The following is a 16,523-nucleotide window of genomic DNA, read 5'->3' as shown; positions in this document are numbered from 1 at the left end:
TATTAACTATAGGTGCGCAATGGACAAGCTGACCAGTATGAAAGTCTTTGCCTGCGTGGTTGAACAGGGCAGTTTTCGCAGCGCAGCGCATCACTTCGACTTGTCTCCTACCATGATCGGCAAACATGTTCGATTTCTAGAACAAAGTTTAGGGACACAATTGATTCATCGCACCACCCGAAAACAGTCACTCACCGAAGCGGGCAAACTCTACTACCAAGAGTGCCATCGGATTATTGAAGACATCGCCAACGCCGAAAATTTGATTCATACGCTGATCAATCGGCCCCGTGGTACGGTCAAAGTGAATTGTCCTGTCACCTATGGAAAGACGGTATTGGCGCCGATTGTCGCCGACTTTCTCTCTGAGCATCCTGATATCAATGTAGAAATGTTGCTCGACAATAACCTGATTGACCCGTTTCGAACGGATGCCGACGTCATTATCCGCATAGGTGAACTGGTGGACTCTTCACTGGTTGCAAGAAAGCTAGGCGATTATCCGATGACCTATTGTGCCGCGCCTTCGTATCTCAACGCGCATGGACGGATTCAATCATTGGAAGATCTCAGACATCACTGCTGTTTGGGCTTTCACTATCACCAAGGTGAAAGCCAACAAGTGATGAACCTGCCCGCCAGTACCTTTGATCAAAGCCGCATTAGGCTTGCCTCAAACAATGGTGACGTATTGAAATTCGCGGCGATCCAAGGATGTGGTGTTCTGTTGCAGCCGAAGCTGTTGGTCGAGCCAGAGATTGAGTCCGGCCAGTTGATGGAGATCCTGCAAGATGCCGTTCCTAAAGCTAAGCCGATACACCTGCTGTATCGCTCCAAAAATTTGTCACTCAAAAACCGGACCTTTGTTGATTTTGTCGTTGCAGCGGTAAACGCCAAAACATAACCATGAGAAGTCCGAACGTGGGCAACCCACCACTTCTTCAACCTCGATCACAAATTTTTCATCTCTCCCCCTTGGGTTTACCCAAACCATCCCTCATATAGTTAGCACGCGACTGAAATAGTCAGCACAAGACTTTAAAGCCTCAGAGCCAATGCTTTGAGGGCGTTATCAAACCTAAATGGAAATTATCAGGAGAGACGACCGATGAACATTCGTCCATTACACGACCGAGTTATCGTAGAACGCCAAGAAGTTGAATCTAAGTCAGCCGGTGGCATCGTTCTTACTGGTTCTGCGGCAGAAAAATCGACGCGCGGCGTAGTACTCGCTGTGGGTAAAGGCCGCATTCTAGAAAATGGCTCAGTTCAGCCTCTAGACGTAAAAGTGGGTGATACGGTGATTTTTGCTGAAGGCTACGGCACAAGAACCGAAAAAGTCGACGGTAAAGAAGTTCTGATCATGTCTGAAAACGACATCATGGCTATCGTTGAGTAATAGCAAACGTTGAGTAATTCAATTCTGAATCCCAACTAACAAAATCAATCGAATTTAGAAAGGAAGATAAAGATGGCTGCTAAAGACGTAAAATTTGGTAACGATGCACGCATTAAAATGCTAGAAGGTGTGAACGTTCTGGCTGACGCAGTAAAAGTGACGCTGGGCCCTAAAGGCCGCAACGTGGTACTGGACAAATCGTTCGGTGCACCAACCATCACCAAAGATGGTGTCTCTGTTGCGCGTGAAATTGAATTGGAAGACAAGTTCCAAAACATGGGCGCACAAATGGTCAAAGAAGTCGCGTCTCAAGCAAACGACGCGGCAGGTGACGGTACCACTACCGCGACTGTATTGGCGCAAGCGATTGTTAACGAAGGTCTAAAAGCGGTAGCGGCGGGTATGAACCCAATGGATCTTAAGCGCGGCATCGACAAAGCCGTGACCGCTGCTGTAGAAGAGCTTAAAGCGCTCTCTGTGCCTTGTTCAGACACCAAAGCGATTGCACAGGTCGGTACGATTTCTGCCAACTCTGACGCAACCGTAGGTAACATCATTGCTGAAGCGATGGAAAAAGTGGGCCGTGATGGCGTGATCACAGTAGAAGAAGGTCAAGCCCTGCAAGATGAGCTCGATGTGGTAGAAGGTATGCAGTTTGACCGTGGCTACCTATCGCCTTACTTCATCAACAACCAAGAAGCGGGCTCGGTTGATCTAGAAAGCCCATTCATCCTACTGATCGACAAGAAAGTCTCTAACATCCGCGAGCTTCTTCCAACGCTAGAAGCGGTAGCAAAAGCGTCTCGTCCTCTGCTTATCATTGCAGAAGATGTCGAAGGTGAAGCGCTGGCGACACTGGTTGTTAACAACATGCGCGGTATCGTGAAAGTGGCGGCAGTGAAAGCACCAGGCTTTGGCGATCGTCGTAAAGCGATGCTGCAAGACATCGCGATTTTGACTGGCGGTACGGTTATCTCTGAAGAGATCGGCCTAGAGCTAGAAAAAGTAACGCTAGAAGACCTAGGTCAAGCGAAGCGCGTGACCATCACCAAAGAAAACACCACCATCATCGATGGCGTGGGTGAGCAAGAGATGATTCAAGGTCGCGTGGCGCAGATTCGTCAGCAAATCGAAGATGCAACTTCAGACTACGACAAAGAAAAACTTCAAGAGCGCGTGGCGAAACTTGCCGGCGGTGTGGCTGTGATCAAAGTGGGCGCAGCGACAGAAGTGGAAATGAAAGAGAAGAAAGACCGCGTTGAAGATGCGCTGCACGCGACTCGCGCGGCAGTAGAAGAAGGCGTGGTTGCCGGTGGTGGTGTTGCTCTTATTCGCGCAGCATCGAAAGTGGCGAACCTTGAAGGTGACAACGAAGAGCAAAACGTTGGTATCCGCGTGGCACTTCGCGCGATGGAAGCGCCAATCCGTCAAATCACTAAGAACGCCGGTGATGAAGAGTCTGTCGTCGCGAACAACGTTCGTGCTGGCGAAGGTAACTACGGCTACAACGCAGCAACCGGCGAGTACGGTGACATGATTGAGATGGGTATCCTAGACCCAACGAAAGTGACTCGCTCTGCACTTCAATTCGCAGCGTCTGTCGCAGGTCTTATGATTACCACTGAAGCCATGGTCACCGACCTACCACAAAAAGAGGCACCAGCAATGCCTGATATGGGCGGCATGGGCGGAATGGGTGGTATGGGCATGATGTAATCATCCCAACCCTTCTGGTTGAAAGAGAGGTCTCGCTCAGGCGGGGCATCATACGGAGGCTTCGGCCTCCGTTTTTTTTTGCGTATTTTTTAATTAATTATAGTAAGTAAAGGCTTCAATTAACCTTCGAGAGTACATTAATCGCTTTGGTTGCGAAGTCATGTAAGGCGAGATATTGCTGCTCTTTGATGATCCCCTCAACAATCAAAAGGTCGATGTTCAGGTAATCATGAACCAGGCCATTTCTCATGCCAATGATGCGCTTCCACGTCATGAGTTCCGAGCTTGTAATGAGTTGGTGCTCTTTAAGTAAAGTGAAGGCTTGATACGCTTCGGACGTGCTCTTGCCTTGAATAGATTTAACCCAATGTTTAGCAAGACCAATACAGAGCTCGCTATAGACTTGAAGGAGACGTTCTGCCGCTCGAAAGTCACGAGACTTTAAGCCTGTTGTCATCAAATCTTCTCTTAACTCATGGAGTTCAAGGAGGTAAGTGTGTTGATGTTTCTCTGCTTCGTGGAGGTAGGCTTGCAGTCCATCATTCTTCATGCTGTTGTTCTCTACGCTGATGTTCATACATTGAGTAAATTCGACTCGATTCTCGGTATGCTCGCGGGCAATCGGCTCCGTAAATGACACGGCCTTCGTTTACGATACTAAAACCTAAGTAAGCTGGCACCTGATTGATATCGACAATACTTAGCTTGTCACTTGGTAGGTCAAGTGATTGTGCCCAATCTAAGGTAAGGGTATTAGGGCGAAGGTATTTTTCAAACGGTGACAACGAAAAGTCATGAAAAGCAATCGCTAAGTCAACGTCACTATCCTCGTGTTCTTTCCCTTGAGCTCTTGAGCCATACAGCCATACCACCTCGATATCTGGAGATGTTGCCGCTTGCTCTAAAACACGCGAGATGATCGTTTCGGTATCCAGTCTCACACTTTCCATTTTGGCGTTCTTTTTTCAGTATCCTAGGTCAAAAGTATAACGAATTAATCAACAAGCGGACATCTTAGACAGCGACACATTGTCGTAAAATCGTCAACAGAGTGTCTTTTCACTGCAACCTGCGGCTTTTATTTCTAGATGGGGTATTAACGAGAAATAGGAACCGCGCAATGAAGATTGCAGTGATAGGGTGTGGGTATGTCGGGCTATCTAACGCGCTGCTTTTGGCCCAGCATCACCAAGTGATGGCTGTGGATGTGGTGGCAAGCAAAGTCGATAAGCTCAACGACCGTATATCCCCCATTCGAGATCCGGAAATCGAGCTGTTTTTACGCGAGAAACCGCTCAATTTTCGAGCCACCACTGACATGCAAGAAGCGCTAGAGGGTGCCCAGTTTGTCATTATTGCCACGCCGACAGATTATGATCCGGTGACCAATACATTTGATACGCACTCTGTTGAAAGTGTTATTCAGCAGGTGCTGGCGTTAAACGCATCGGCGGTCATGGTGATCAAATCCACAGTCCCCGTGGGCTATACTGAGCAAGTCAAAGCGCGTTTCCAATGTGATCAGATATTATTTTCGCCTGAGTTTCTTCGTGAAGGCAAAGCGTTGTATGACAACCTGTATCCCTCTCGTATTATTGTAGGAGAGCAGAGTGAACGGGCTAAGCAGTTTGCTGCGTTACTGACCGACGGGGCGGTCAAGACCGATATCCCGGTATTGTTTACCGATTCGACAGAGGCCGAAGCGGTCAAGCTGTTCTCTAATACCTACCTAGCGATGCGCGTTGCGTACTTTAATGAATTGGACTCTTACGCCGAGAGTCATGGCTTAGATACCAAGCAAATCATTGAAGGTGTCGGGCTCGATCCACGTATCGGCGATCACTACAATAATCCATCCTTTGGTTATGGCGGTTACTGTTTACCGAAAGACACCAAACAGTTGCTCGCGAACTATCGTGACGTGCCAAACAACTTGATCGCTGCGATTGTGGCGGCGAACAAAACTCGCAAAGATGTGATTGCAGAAGCGATCCTAAAGCGTCAACCCAAGGTGGTGGGGATTTATCGTTTGATCATGAAGTCTGGATCGGACAACTTTCGCTCGTCATCGATACAGGGGATCATGAAACGTTTGAAGGCCAGAGGGATTGAAGTGATTGTGTATGAGCCTGTCATCACTGAGCCGCACTTTTTCAATTCGCCCGTCATTCGTGATCTTGACGCATTTAAATCACGCGCCGACGTGATTGTTTCGAACCGACGCTGTGAAGCGCTGATGGATGTGGAAGAGAAGGTATACACGCGAGATTTGTTTGGTTCAGATTGAAGTATTTTAATTTGCAGAGTGTAAGTAGGCGCGTTTCCTGCCTAGGTGTTTAAATCGAACTGTTTCATGATAATTTCTTAAAAAACAATGAACAAGCGCACTATTTAAATTTATTCCTAGAGTTTATTATGTTGTTTTTATATCAATCAATTGCATAGGAGATAGGATTGATGAACGAGACAACGGCGACCATGGAAGAGGGAGCGGCAGACTTGTCGAGTATACGCACACACGTTCTAATTACGTATGGGTTACTGTTATTGGGTGTGTTTACAGGTGGATTGCTGTCCATAGCTGGTGTGATTTGGGCGTACGTCAAACGTGCTGATGCCAAAGGAACCGTATTTGAAAGTCATTTTTCAAACGCGACAAAAACATTTTGGGTATCAGTCATTCTCAGCATTCTGGGCGTGCTCACACTAGTATTTGTGGTGGGGTATATCGTGTTGCTTGCAGCGCTCATTTACTCTTTATACAAATACATCAAAGGTATTGCGAGGGCGATAGACAGCAAGTCTTTCGCATAATAGCGGTGTAGTTTGCTTGATCGTAAGTTAAAGCGCGCTCATTTTATGAGGGCGCTTTTCTTGTTTTTATGGTGTCTTTTGGTTTTTCATTTGCTCTTGTTGTTTTATATAAACTGGTGTCAATAAATTCACTTTCAGTGCTATTGATCACATATTTGAATGTATTGGTCGTGTTTGTGTCGACCATTTCTTGATTGTGTCTCCCAATCTTTGTAAAAAGATATTACATAACATAAAAATCATCGACTAATTAAGTATTTACAAATAACGATGATCGGTTGTCTAGTTGGTGTTTTGTTGATTTCTTGTCCTTAACAAGGCACCTATATTCACTATTGATGTGACTCAAAATGGGCCTCAAGAAAGCAACGTTAGTTCTAATTATCATGACGATGTCATGGGTAGTGTATTTGCTCATGTCTCCCCCCGTCTCACTCCCCCAGTGTCAAAGTTTTACTGGCGTGCTGTCTATCGGTGAAGAGGAAACGACCTTTAATTTTCGTATCAACCCAGAGAATGTTGAGTTGATTACGACCTTTAATCTGGCTCTCCAAAGTTTAGGTATGCCTCACTCTATTCGATATGAGTTTGATGTTGTATCTATCGAACAGACATCAGACTTGTGGCGTTTTCATCTGGTGGATCAACCACATCAACTTGAGCAAGTTTTAGAAATTGAGCCGCTCAATGAACATTACGCCGTTCGATGGGCTGGCGACCGTAAAAACACAATTCAGTACAGTTGCATGGATGTAAAAAATGCCGAGATTTAAACAAGTTGCAGTGTCCGTTAGTATCGCTTTATCTATTACCAGTTGTTCGAACACCGGTGATTTTGGTGGCATCAGCTCGACCACATTAATTGGGTGTGCTGGCGGAATGATTGTTGGTGGTTTAGCTGGCAATGCAATTGGTGGTGATAAAGGAGCATGGATAGGTGCGGGCGTCGGGGCGTTGGTTGGCTGTTCCGTTGGGTACTATTGGGCACAGCGAGAAGAAAAATTGGCTCTAGCCGCAGAAAAAGAAGCCGTTGAGGTTGAATTTGAGCGAGTAGGCTCCTCGGAAGAGGAAGGCCAGATGGTTGCTGTCCAGTCACAAGCCATTATTGAAGCTGAAAAGTCAGGCAATACTGAGCGCATAAAGCAGGTTATAGGCTCTTCGGAAGTCGTTGGTTTGTCGGCAACGGTAAAGGGAGACATCTTTAAGTCAGGGCAAACATCAATTTCCAGTAAAAAGCATCAGCGCTTTTTTAGTCAATACGCGGAGACGGTAAAACCGAGTGGTAGTGCGATACTGATTGTTGGACATACCGATAGTACAGGCTCAGCCCAGCTCAATGCAAAGATCTCATTAGAGCGCGCTACAAGTGTAGCCAAGCAACTGATAAAAAATGGTATTCCTAAAGAAAACATCTACGTATATGGGGCCGGTGAATCGCAGCCGATTGCTTCAAACAACTCTGTTCAAGGGCGTGCAGAAAACCGCCGGATTGAAGTCGTTACTTTGGATAATAAACCCGAGTACGTAACGAACTATGTGAAATACAAAGCCACAGAACCTAGCTTCGCCAAGATGCGTACCACAGATAATATTGCCAGTCGCAGCCAGACGGTAAGTCAACAAGTTAATAAAGGTATGGCTCATTCACAGCAAACGTCAGAGGCAGCCAAAGAGGTTATTAATAAAGATAACCGTCGTAGCTTAAGCAGTCGGGCATTCGTAGACTTTGGCGGGCAATTATACGAGGGTTTGGATGACAATCTTTTTGCGTACATAGGAGCTCAAGAGTCCAACCGTTTTTCTTTAATTGGTCAAGCAGTGGCCAATACTCTCGAGGAGTCTTCGTGTGTTTACGATGAGCCTAGCGTGACCACAGGTCTCAAACAGCTGGGAGATGACAACCTGCGAACCACGGATTATTTACCAGGGATGAACAAGACGGCGTGGGGCGCGAACGTGAACGACCACCTAGTGGCGTTGGCTCCGGTTGCGGTAGACCGACATAAGCTCGTCGTGACGGAAACACCACAATTATACGTTTACCAAGGCTACGGTCGTAACTCAAACGTTAAGCCTGCCAAAACCCAAAAAGATGTCCACGTCAATATCTACAACGGAACAAAGGGGGTTATCTATCGAGCGTTTGTGCAAGAGGAAAACTACCCAATTAAATGCATTGATATTGCTGCGAATAAAACGCATTCCAATGGAAACTTTTCGTCTTTTGCAGGAAAAATTTACTACCAAGGGCCTAAGGGCCTGATGATTGCAGACTACAAACCAGGAAAATTATAATCATGAATGGACTTACAGCTTGGCTTCTATTGAATCGCATGTTGGTGACGGCGATCGGTACGACCGTTGCTCTGATTGCGCTATATTTGAGTAATCGTGATGCAATTAACTTGCAACTAAAAGCTCTCTATTACCGTATTCCATTGTTTGGTAAAAACGCGCGTTTGGCCAAAAGATTGGGCTTGGATGATCAACGTTGGTTTAACTCTGAGCGAGAGGTATGCAACAGTTTTCTGCCTTATTTTGATAAATACAATGCCGATGAATACCATTATGAGCAATCCAGCCGTTATCTAAATAAGGTCGGTGACACAGGTATCTCCCCGATGAAATGGTACACATGGTTGGGCTTATCAGTGATGGTATTGATTGAAGCGGCGGGCTTTGCCTATGTATTGGCGGGTTTTACCATTCAAGACGGCAGTGAGTCGATTCAAATACAAGCGGCGGTTGGGATTGCACTGTTGATTAGTGTCCTACTTGTTGGTTTTACTCATGCTATGGGTGGGGAGCTTTATCGCAATCAGCAAATTGGAAAAGTGAGACTACATTGGAATCATGATCCTCAAAAACCCGGTGTTATTTCGCCAAACTTAAATGTGGGATTAAAATCCAAGACAAACACAATCGATGATCAAGAGCCTAGTTGGCGACAAATTGCAAACCGTTTGGCAAAAACCAATGCTGGTTTCACTAAGTCTTGGATGATGAGTATCGTTACCGTTCTGTTTATTTCCATTGTTGCCGTGGGAGCAACGTATGTGCGTGGTCAAGTGCTCGAGAAACTGGCTATTGAAGAAATCAGTGGTCATGAACAAGAAGGAATGGGTGGTGTGTTTGCTGTCGCTAACCCATTTGCTGACTCAGCACCGGCTGAGTTGACGAACTACAATGACGAAGCCGAAAAAGCGGCATTCCGAGATGCGATTGACGCGCACAAGCGAGGTGGATGGATGACATTCATTATGTTGGCCGTCATTTTTGCAGCGATGCAGGCTTACAGTATTTATCTTGGTTTCAAGAGTACGTTTTCTGGTAAAGAGTCGAAAGATGCCTACAACGCCACTTACAAATTTTCAAACGTTAATGCTTACCTAGAGTATTTCGCTTCTCGTCAAGCGGGGGTTGAAAGGGTTGCTCAGAGTGTTCTCTCACATTTGCAGAGCAAAATTGCGATTTACGCACAGCAAAATTCTGGTGAGCAACATGTCATATACGCAGCATACAACCCATCTAGTCGTAACTTTATCAACTATTACAAACTGAGAGCATTGAAAAATGCTGAGTCGCCGGAGTTGATTAAAGCTCAACAGCCTGTGTTTCATAACGACAAGCCTAGTGAAGCACCGACGGTAAAGCCGCAGAGCACAAATAATCAAGCTGTGATTGAGCCTAATCAGTTGGATACACCCTCGGTAGCGGAGGCCTTTTTAAGTGATGTTGATATCATGAACAAAGTAAAAAATAACGATTTGGATGGGTTAACGGATGAGCAAATTGTCACCGCATTGAAAGCTATTCAAAACGAACCCAAGCCTGAAACGGCAGAAGAGCGATTGGCTCGATTGCAACAACAAGCGATGTCGTCTTAATGAAAGGAGTAGATATGAAGAGGATTCTTTTGCCACTTTCTTGCATCGTGTTTGCGCTCTTTGCTCAACTTTCGCAAGCGGCGACATTGAGAAACGATGTGCCTAGTTGCACAACGGACGTACCTAGCGAGTATTACCAGAAGCCCATGGAGAGAGAGCTGGTTATCCTCGTTGATAAAACGATGGCTCATTCGCTTGACCAAGGTATCAAGGCCGAGTTGTATCAGAGTGTGACCCGATTTATCCAGCCTGGTGATAAAGTTCAACTCGTCGAGTTTTCATCTTTTGCCCAAGACAGCTATACCAAAGTCGCATTTAACGGTCAGCTTGATACTCAGATAGATGATGAGCATCGTAGTTATGTTAAGAAATCAGTTTTAAAGGCTTTAGACAAATGTCTGGACCAACAGCATAAGTTTATGCTCAATCAAATTGGGGTGGCATTACAAGAGGCATTTCAACCACAAGAAAAGCCAACTAATACGGAGTTGATTGGCACGCTCAATGACATCAGCAGACAAGTCCTGACATACTCGACCTCGAAAAGAAAAGTTGTTCTGATCATCAGCGACATGCTCGAGAACTCTGACATCACGTCATTTTATAAGAGCAATAAAACGCGGGTCATCGATCCGCAGCAAGAGTTGGTAAAAGTATCCAACGCTCAGATGTTTGCAAACTTCAATCAAGCCGATGTTTATATTATTGGTACCGGGGTTGTGCCCGGTAATCAGCAATACATATCGGCTCAGAAGATGAATTACTTAGAGCTGTTTTGGCGAGACTACTTTAATCAAAGCAACGCTAACCTGATTGCTTTTGGTAAGCCAATGCTACTCAGTGATATCCGTTAGGCGATATCAAAGTGTTCGGTGAGACTCCCTTCATGTGATTCATACAGAAGGGAGTTTTTATTTGACTTGTTAAAAACTCTGATGATTCAGATGCTCATGCACATACTGGCGAATATAAGGCACTACCTCCGCCTCAAACCACGGGTTGCGCTTTAGCCATAAAGTATTGCGTGGTGAAGGGTGAGGCAGGGGGAGCGTGTGGGGCGCCCAAGTTTGCCATTGTTTGACTGTCTCGGTGAGTGAGCGGGGTTTGTCTGAGAGGTAGTAGCGCTGTGCGTATTGGCCAATTAGCAGTGTCATGCCGATATTGGGCAGCGCTTCAAGCACCTTTTGATGCCACATTGGCGCACACTCTTTGCGCGGGGGCAGATCTCCAGAGTGGCCTTTGCCGGGATAACACAACCCCATCGGCATAATCGCAATGTTCTTGGCGTCGTAGAACCTCAGCTTGTCTAAGCCTAGCCAATCTCGCAGCCGGTCGCCACTAGGGTCATTCCATGGAATGGAGCTGTGATGAACACGGGTGCCAGGCGCTTGGCCGATAATCATTAGCTTGGCCTCCTGATGGGCTTGGATCACCGGATTGGCGCCCAGCGGCAGGTGCGGCTCGCAGTGGCGACAGGCGCGAATCTCGCTCAGCAGTGAATCCAGCATCAGTAACCTCGCTTTGGCTCCACCACATGCAGCAAACGAAACCCGTCACGCCATCTCGCGTAATTTTCGGCAAATATCTCTGCAACCTGCTCTGGAAAGCTCAGCGCAGCAATGTGTGGCGTGACGGTGATATGAGGGTGGGACCAAAATGGATGCTCGTCATGCAGTGGCTCTTGCTCAAACACATCCAAAAACGCATGCTGCACGCAGCCTTGCTCAATGGCTTCAATCAACGCATGTTCATCTAACGCCGCGCCTCGGCCAACGTTAAACAGCAAGGCTTGGTCTAAGTGACTTAAGGTCTGATGGTTGAGAATATGCTGAGTGTCCGGCGTGTTGGGCAGGGTGTTGACCACCACATTCGCGCCCGCCAGCGCAGTTGTTAGCTCTTGCACATGGTAGAGCGCATCGAATGGCGAGTGCTTGCTCGGGATCCCGCTGCGATTCACGCCAGAGACGCGCATGCCCAGCGCCTTGGCACTTTGGGCGAGGTGAGTACCAATCGAGCCACTACCGAGAATGACCATATTGAGTTCATTTAAAGAGGTGTAGGGCTTTGGCGTCCATTGCGCTTTTTGCTGCTCGCTTTGATAGTGGGCAAAATGACGCTGGTGGGCAATCACATAACCGAGCACATACTCCGAAATCTGCTGACCGAATATGCCCTTCACGTTAGTCAGCACACCTTCAAAGTCTTGCAAGTGCGGCACCAGCGCATCGACACCGGCATAGATAGATTGAATCCACTCTAGGTTGGGAAATTGATCCATGGCTTTAGCGGCCATCGGCGGCGCGGCCAGCAAGATGGTCGCTTCGGATTTGTCTTGCGTGAACGTGAGATCCGGTAAATTCAACGCATTGAGTAGCGCTTGATAGCGCTCGTTGTGCTCAGTCAACAGGTAGACATTGTGGGAAGCAAAGGTCATGGAAACATCCTTATTGATATCGTCTGGCGGGCGAACAATGGCTTATCTATCCATTGGTTTTATTTGATGATACCCGTTACACTGACAATGGTGACTCAATCAATCTCGCTCTCGGAGGCCATATGAGTACGACGACGATTTTTCTGCTGGTGATGTTGCTGATAGGCAGCGCCGTCGCTTTCCTTACCTTTAATTCGGAACGTTTGATCGCGTGTTTAGAGAAGCGTATCAGTGACAATGCGAAAAGAAAACAGTAGGAGCTTAAGATGACGTACTTTACTCTCGCGATGCTAATGATCCTCGCCTCGGTGTTTTCTATCGGTTGTTTCGCCGTTTGGTTCGATCGTCATCAACGTTAATGATAAGGAAGCAGATGCCCGATTTAACGCATTACCAAGGTATCATCTTTGACTTAGATGGCACTTTAGTCAATTCCATGATCGCTCATGCGACAGCGTGGGAGAAAACGTGTAAAACCTTCTCTATCCCTTATGACAAGCCTTGGCTTGATAGCCTGGGTGGCATGCCATCAAGGAAGGTGACACTCGAACTGTTAAAACGGTACGAGTTGACGTTGGATCCTGCCATGATCACGGCGGATAAAACGGCCAACTATGAAGCGATTGAACACAAAGGCGAAGTGATAGAAGGGACCTTCTCACTATTAAAGCGCTATGAGAACACGAAGAAAGTGGGTATTGGCACTGGATCGCAGGCTAAGCATGCCAACGCGATTTTAGCCACCACATCGATTCCTTCCTATATCCAAACATTGGTCACTTCAGATGATGTGGTCAACCACAAACCTCATCCAGATACGTTTCTTCAGGTGGCTCAGAACTTGTCGCTACCTCCTGCAAGCTGTGTCGTTTTCGAAGATACACTGATTGGTCAACAGGCGGCAACACGAGCAGGCATGGATTGCTACATGGTAAAGAATGGCACCGTGGTGCAATTTATTCCGGCGAGACGTCCATAGACTCGACTTCACACCTATCGTATTGCGCCCGTTTCGCGAGAGCACCCGTCAAACACATCAAGTGAAAAGGCGGATGTTGCCTTCGAGGGCGCGCACCATCGTTTATGTAATATAATTACCGGCTTAGGTATTTCACGCCTGTCGTTGCATTTTTTGACCTTGTTCTGTGTAATAAAAGTACAGATTTGATTGACTAATGTCACAAATTGGAGCAAAATTAACCATAGATCACATAATCAGTACAAGGGTTAAGTATGAACACGACAGTTATGACTTCTGAAAAAAATGAAGAGCCTATGAAATCAATGATCGCTGATGAGTTTATGTTTTTTGTTAAAGCGGCTGTGTCTATGAGCGCACTCGTTCTCTTCCTAGCATCTGCTTGGGTCTAAGAGACTAACGTTGATCGCCCGCTTCATTTTGTGCCGTGCGGGCTAAAGCAGACTTATGGTGTTGCGCTTTGTAATACAGAGCGACCATCGCTAGGTAAGCGATGGCGGGAGCGATGAAGCTAGTGTGTAAGTTCCAAGCGTCGATCACTATTGCTTGAATCAACGGTAAAAGTACGCCGCCAATAGAGCACATGATAAGTACAGCTGCGCCTTGCTCTCTGTAAGCGCCGGCAGCGTGAAGTGCCTTAGAGTAGATGATTGGGTAAAGTGTGGCATTTAACAAACCGACACTGAGCATAAGATACCCAATACTGACGTGATGAATGGTCATCGCAAACACGCTGATGAGTATGGCAAGCGCGCAACAGCAGGTCAGCAATCGCGTGACATTTACCTTGGCGCCCAGCCGAGCGAAGCCCACCCTCCCCAAGAACATCCCCATCCAATACCACGTAATCCATTGTGTTGCCGATACTAAACCGATCTGCCCATAGGCCTCATCTGCGAGGTAGGAAATTGTATAAGTACCGAAACTGACTTCTACGCCGACGTACAAGGTCAGCGCGATGGCGAGCGTTCGAAATGATTGATTGTGATACAGCGCAGAGATGCCGTGTCGAAACTTGGTTTTTTTGCCGGGCTGAATATCGGGTAAGTGAATAGAGTGAAAACAGACAATCAAAGCGGCGAAGTACGTGGCGATACAGACGAATAAAATGGAGACGTGCTCCGCTGTCTGCGTCCACCCAAACGTGGTGGCGATAAGAATAACCGCAGCCAATATTAAAGGACCAAGCACGGTCCCGATTGAGTTGGATGCGGTGGCGATACTCTGGCGTAGGACGCTTTTTTCCGGCCTATCGAGTAGGGATACATAGGGAGAGCTTACGACCTGGATGGCGGAAATGCCTGATGCCATCAGTAAAATCCCCAACACGGTCGTTATGAGCGTTTCCTCGCGCACTAGATACGCCATTGAAAGGCAACCGAATAAGCACCCGATCAAACAGTATTTCAAGGTGGTTTTGTAGCCCAAGTGGAGCATGACTAAGGACGTCGGCAATGAAACGGTGATGCGGGTGATAAAAAAGGCCATGGGAAAGAGCATGGCCATCTTGTAGTCGAGATCAAATGCCTCTTTGTAGTGTGGGATCAGTGAATTACTGCAGACGGTAATCAGTCCCCAAATGAAAAAGATCGATGAAAGTAACGCTAAAGGCGCATCCTTTATTCGCACGGATTTCATCGCCTTCTCCCTTAGAGTGCCAACCCTGCCTCATTCGCAATACGCATCAGTGTTGCCTTGGCTTCAAGGATGTCATCAAACCAGTGCTCGTTTTGTGCCCACATTTCGATCACAAACGGTGCCTGATAGTCAATCTCAGCTAAGGTTTTGAAAATACCGTTAAAGTCAACTTCACCTTGTCCAATTACTAGGTCGCGAAACTGGCCTTTGCAAGTGGGCGAGACGCGAAGTGTATCTTTTAGGTGAACTTGTACGATATGGTCTCTACTTAGCTTTAGCTCCGTGCAGACATCATAGTTCCAACCGGAGATGTTGCCGACATCAGGGTAGGCCATAAAGTAAGGCGACGGGATCTCACGTTTGAGGACCTCAAACTTGCTCAGTGAGTTGAGGTAAGGTGTATCCATGATTTCAACGCCAAGCATGATCCCAGCTCTCTCGGCCATTTTCACCGCTTGCTTCATGCCGTCGATAAACCGCTGGTGGGTATCTTGCGATTGTTCCTCATAAAAGACGTCATAGCCGGCCATTTGAATGCATCGAATACCGAGTTTGTAGGCCAGAGCGATCGCTTTCTCCATAATACGAAGTGATTCGTCTCGGATGCGATCATCCATTGACCCGAATGGGTACTTTCTATGAGCGCTCAAACACATGGATTGCAAAGGCATGGCGTGCTGTTCGCAAAGGCGTCGCAATGCATAGACTTCGTCATCACTCCAGTCCAATCTTGCTCTGCGTTCATCGCTTTCATCGACGGAAATCTCGACGAAATCGAACCCCGCTTCTTTTGCCTTCATTAAGCGCGCTTCCCATGAAAGTGACGCGGGCATTGCTTTCTCGTAAATACCTAATCTGAATTTGTTTTTTGAGCTGAACATATGACTTCCTTAAAAAAGTTGTTGCTCGATTCGAGTCGTGATGTCTTTGATTTTCGACGCGATAACGTCGTATCCCAATGCTTTCATTTTTGGAGTGAGAGACGAGACGCTCACGGCATAGACGGGCGTATGATTGTTATCGAAGATGGGGACAGCGACACACGAAATGCCGGCCTCGTTCTCTTCATCGTCCAATGCGTAACCTCGAGCCTTGATCGTATCCAACACCTCGAAAAATTGTGTTTTATCGAGAATGGTATTTTCGGTCAGTGGGCGCATGGTACTGACATTGCGTTGCCAATAAGTCTCACGTACTCGGTCGGAACTAAATGCCAAGTAGCATTTTCCAGCGGCGGAGCAGTACATAGGAGAATGCAAGCCCACGTAGGTGCGTGTGCGAAATGCGGCATTGACGGGTTCAAACTTGTCTTTGAAGATGATGTTGTCGGCATCAAAGGCGAGGAAGTTCACCGTCTCATTGACGTCATCCAGCAGTTCAGATAGGAAAGGCTTGACGGCACCCGTCACATCAGAGTTCATTGCGGCATGACCAAGTTGAAGCAGTTTCATGGTCAGTCGATAGGCTTTGCCTGAGCTCATTTGAGCCACGTAGCCGGACTCTTCGAATGTGGACAAAATGCGATGAACAGACGATTTGTTAAATCCAGTGCCCTCGGCTACTTTTTGTAGTGAAACTCCGTTTGGGTAGTGACCCAAAAATTCCAATACAGTTAAAGCTTTCGACAACGATTTAATTTGCTCACTCATACGCGCG

Annotated in this window: 19 protein-coding genes; 12 read left to right on the top strand and 7 right to left on the bottom strand. The window is 46.9% G+C overall.

The features are described from left to right. The first annotated feature begins 19 nt into the window (after positions 1–19). From AC6R1A_RS07550 to groL, 3 genes are all read left to right on the top strand, one after another. The gene (locus tag AC6R1A_RS07550) at positions 20–904 is read left to right on the top strand and encodes a LysR family transcriptional regulator (protein WP_500634076.1); all 885 of its coding nucleotides are present in this window, start codon (positions 20–22) and stop codon (positions 902–904) included. Positions 905–1,108: 204 nt separating this feature from the next. Next, positions 1,109–1,399, top strand: a complete 291-nt coding sequence (locus tag AC6R1A_RS07545) for a co-chaperone GroES (protein ID WP_334554749.1) — start codon at positions 1,109–1,111, stop codon at positions 1,397–1,399. A 72-nt stretch (positions 1,400–1,471) separates the two neighbouring features. Further along, the gene (gene groL, locus AC6R1A_RS07540; RefSeq protein WP_500634077.1) at positions 1,472–3,115 is read left to right on the top strand and encodes a chaperonin GroEL; all 1,644 of its coding nucleotides are present in this window, start codon (positions 1,472–1,474) and stop codon (positions 3,113–3,115) included. 115 nt (positions 3,116–3,230) lie between these two features. On the opposite strand, the gene hepT is transcribed toward groL, so the two are convergent. Both hepT and mntA read right to left on the bottom strand, forming a co-directional pair. Next, a complete protein-coding gene (hepT, locus tag AC6R1A_RS07535) occupies positions 3,231–3,665 on the bottom strand; it encodes a type VII toxin-antitoxin system HepT family RNase toxin (RefSeq protein ID WP_487902807.1) in 435 nt (144 codons plus the stop codon). Then, positions 3,655–4,065 (bottom strand): type VII toxin-antitoxin system MntA family adenylyltransferase antitoxin, encoded by a 411-nt coding sequence (gene mntA, locus AC6R1A_RS07530; RefSeq protein ID WP_487902806.1) that lies wholly within the window; start codon positions 4,063–4,065, stop codon positions 3,655–3,657. Before mntA ends, hepT begins: the two co-directional genes overlap by 11 nt. Before the next feature lie 170 nt (positions 4,066–4,235). Between mntA and AC6R1A_RS07525 the strand changes: the two genes are divergently transcribed. From AC6R1A_RS07525 to AC6R1A_RS07500, 6 genes are all read left to right on the top strand, one after another. Continuing rightward, positions 4,236–5,402, top strand: a complete 1,167-nt coding sequence (locus AC6R1A_RS07525) for a nucleotide sugar dehydrogenase (RefSeq protein ID WP_500634078.1) — start codon at positions 4,236–4,238, stop codon at positions 5,400–5,402. A gap of 170 nt (positions 5,403–5,572) precedes the next feature. Continuing rightward, positions 5,573–5,929 carry a DUF4870 family protein gene (locus tag AC6R1A_RS07520; RefSeq protein WP_500630583.1) on the top strand — a complete coding sequence of 119 codons (357 nt, stop codon included), beginning with the start codon at positions 5,573–5,575 and terminating at the stop codon, positions 5,927–5,929. 350 nt (positions 5,930–6,279) lie between these two features. Further along, the gene (locus AC6R1A_RS07515) at positions 6,280–6,702 is read left to right on the top strand and encodes a hypothetical protein (protein ID WP_500634079.1); all 423 of its coding nucleotides are present in this window, start codon (positions 6,280–6,282) and stop codon (positions 6,700–6,702) included. Then, a complete protein-coding gene (locus AC6R1A_RS07510) occupies positions 6,689–8,224 on the top strand; it encodes an OmpA family protein (protein WP_500634080.1) in 1,536 nt (511 codons plus the stop codon). Before AC6R1A_RS07515 ends, AC6R1A_RS07510 begins: the two co-directional genes overlap by 14 nt. 2 nt (positions 8,225–8,226) lie before the next feature. Then, positions 8,227–9,816, top strand: coding sequence for a hypothetical protein (locus tag AC6R1A_RS07505; RefSeq protein WP_500634081.1), 1,590 nt, complete (start codon positions 8,227–8,229; stop codon positions 9,814–9,816). A gap of 14 nt (positions 9,817–9,830) precedes the next feature. Continuing rightward, positions 9,831–10,670 carry a hypothetical protein gene (locus AC6R1A_RS07500; RefSeq protein ID WP_500634082.1) on the top strand — a complete coding sequence of 280 codons (840 nt, stop codon included), beginning with the start codon at positions 9,831–9,833 and terminating at the stop codon, positions 10,668–10,670. A 69-nt stretch (positions 10,671–10,739) separates the two neighbouring features. On the opposite strand, the gene AC6R1A_RS07495 is transcribed toward AC6R1A_RS07500, so the two are convergent. Together AC6R1A_RS07495 and AC6R1A_RS07490 are read right to left on the bottom strand one after the other, a co-directional pair. Then, positions 10,740–11,324: a uracil-DNA glycosylase family protein gene (locus tag AC6R1A_RS07495; RefSeq protein ID WP_500634083.1), complete on the bottom strand. Its 585-nt coding sequence runs from the start codon at positions 11,322–11,324 to the stop codon at positions 10,740–10,742. Next, a complete protein-coding gene (locus AC6R1A_RS07490; protein ID WP_500634084.1) occupies positions 11,324–12,250 on the bottom strand; it encodes a D-2-hydroxyacid dehydrogenase in 927 nt (308 codons plus the stop codon). Before AC6R1A_RS07490 ends, AC6R1A_RS07495 begins: the two co-directional genes overlap by 1 nt. 122 nt (positions 12,251–12,372) lie before the next feature. Between AC6R1A_RS07490 and AC6R1A_RS07485 the strand changes: the two genes are divergently transcribed. The 3 genes from AC6R1A_RS07485 (at position 12,373) to AC6R1A_RS07475 (ending at position 13,621) form a co-directional block, all read left to right on the top strand. After that, positions 12,373–12,507 carry a hypothetical protein gene (locus AC6R1A_RS07485; protein ID WP_487902802.1) on the top strand — a complete coding sequence of 45 codons (135 nt, stop codon included), beginning with the start codon at positions 12,373–12,375 and terminating at the stop codon, positions 12,505–12,507. Positions 12,508–12,623: 116 nt separating this feature from the next. After that, a complete protein-coding gene (locus tag AC6R1A_RS07480) occupies positions 12,624–13,229 on the top strand; it encodes a beta-phosphoglucomutase family hydrolase (protein WP_500634085.1) in 606 nt (201 codons plus the stop codon). A gap of 254 nt (positions 13,230–13,483) precedes the next feature. Next, a complete protein-coding gene (locus tag AC6R1A_RS07475; protein ID WP_500630021.1) occupies positions 13,484–13,621 on the top strand; it encodes a hypothetical protein in 138 nt (45 codons plus the stop codon). Between the two features lie 4 nt (positions 13,622–13,625). On the opposite strand, the gene AC6R1A_RS07470 is transcribed toward AC6R1A_RS07475, so the two are convergent. The 3 genes from AC6R1A_RS07470 to AC6R1A_RS07460 are packed head-to-tail and all read right to left on the bottom strand — an operon-like array spanning position 13,626 to position 16,516. Further along, positions 13,626–14,867, bottom strand: coding sequence for an MFS transporter (locus AC6R1A_RS07470; protein ID WP_500630020.1), 1,242 nt, complete (start codon positions 14,865–14,867; stop codon positions 13,626–13,628). An 11-nt stretch (positions 14,868–14,878) separates the two neighbouring features. After that, on the bottom strand, positions 14,879–15,748 hold the full coding sequence (locus tag AC6R1A_RS07465; RefSeq protein WP_500634086.1) for an L-ribulose-5-phosphate 3-epimerase: 870 nt from the start codon (positions 15,746–15,748) through the stop codon (positions 14,879–14,881). A 9-nt stretch (positions 15,749–15,757) separates the two neighbouring features. After that, a complete protein-coding gene (locus tag AC6R1A_RS07460; protein ID WP_500634087.1) occupies positions 15,758–16,516 on the bottom strand; it encodes an IclR family transcriptional regulator in 759 nt (252 codons plus the stop codon). Positions 16,517–16,523 lie beyond the last annotated feature (7 nt).

The organism is Vibrio sp. R10-SG3-ISO3 (assembly GCF_059834225.1).
Note: the sequence above shows the minus strand (reverse complement) of the source record. Positions and strands in the feature narration are given on the sequence as shown.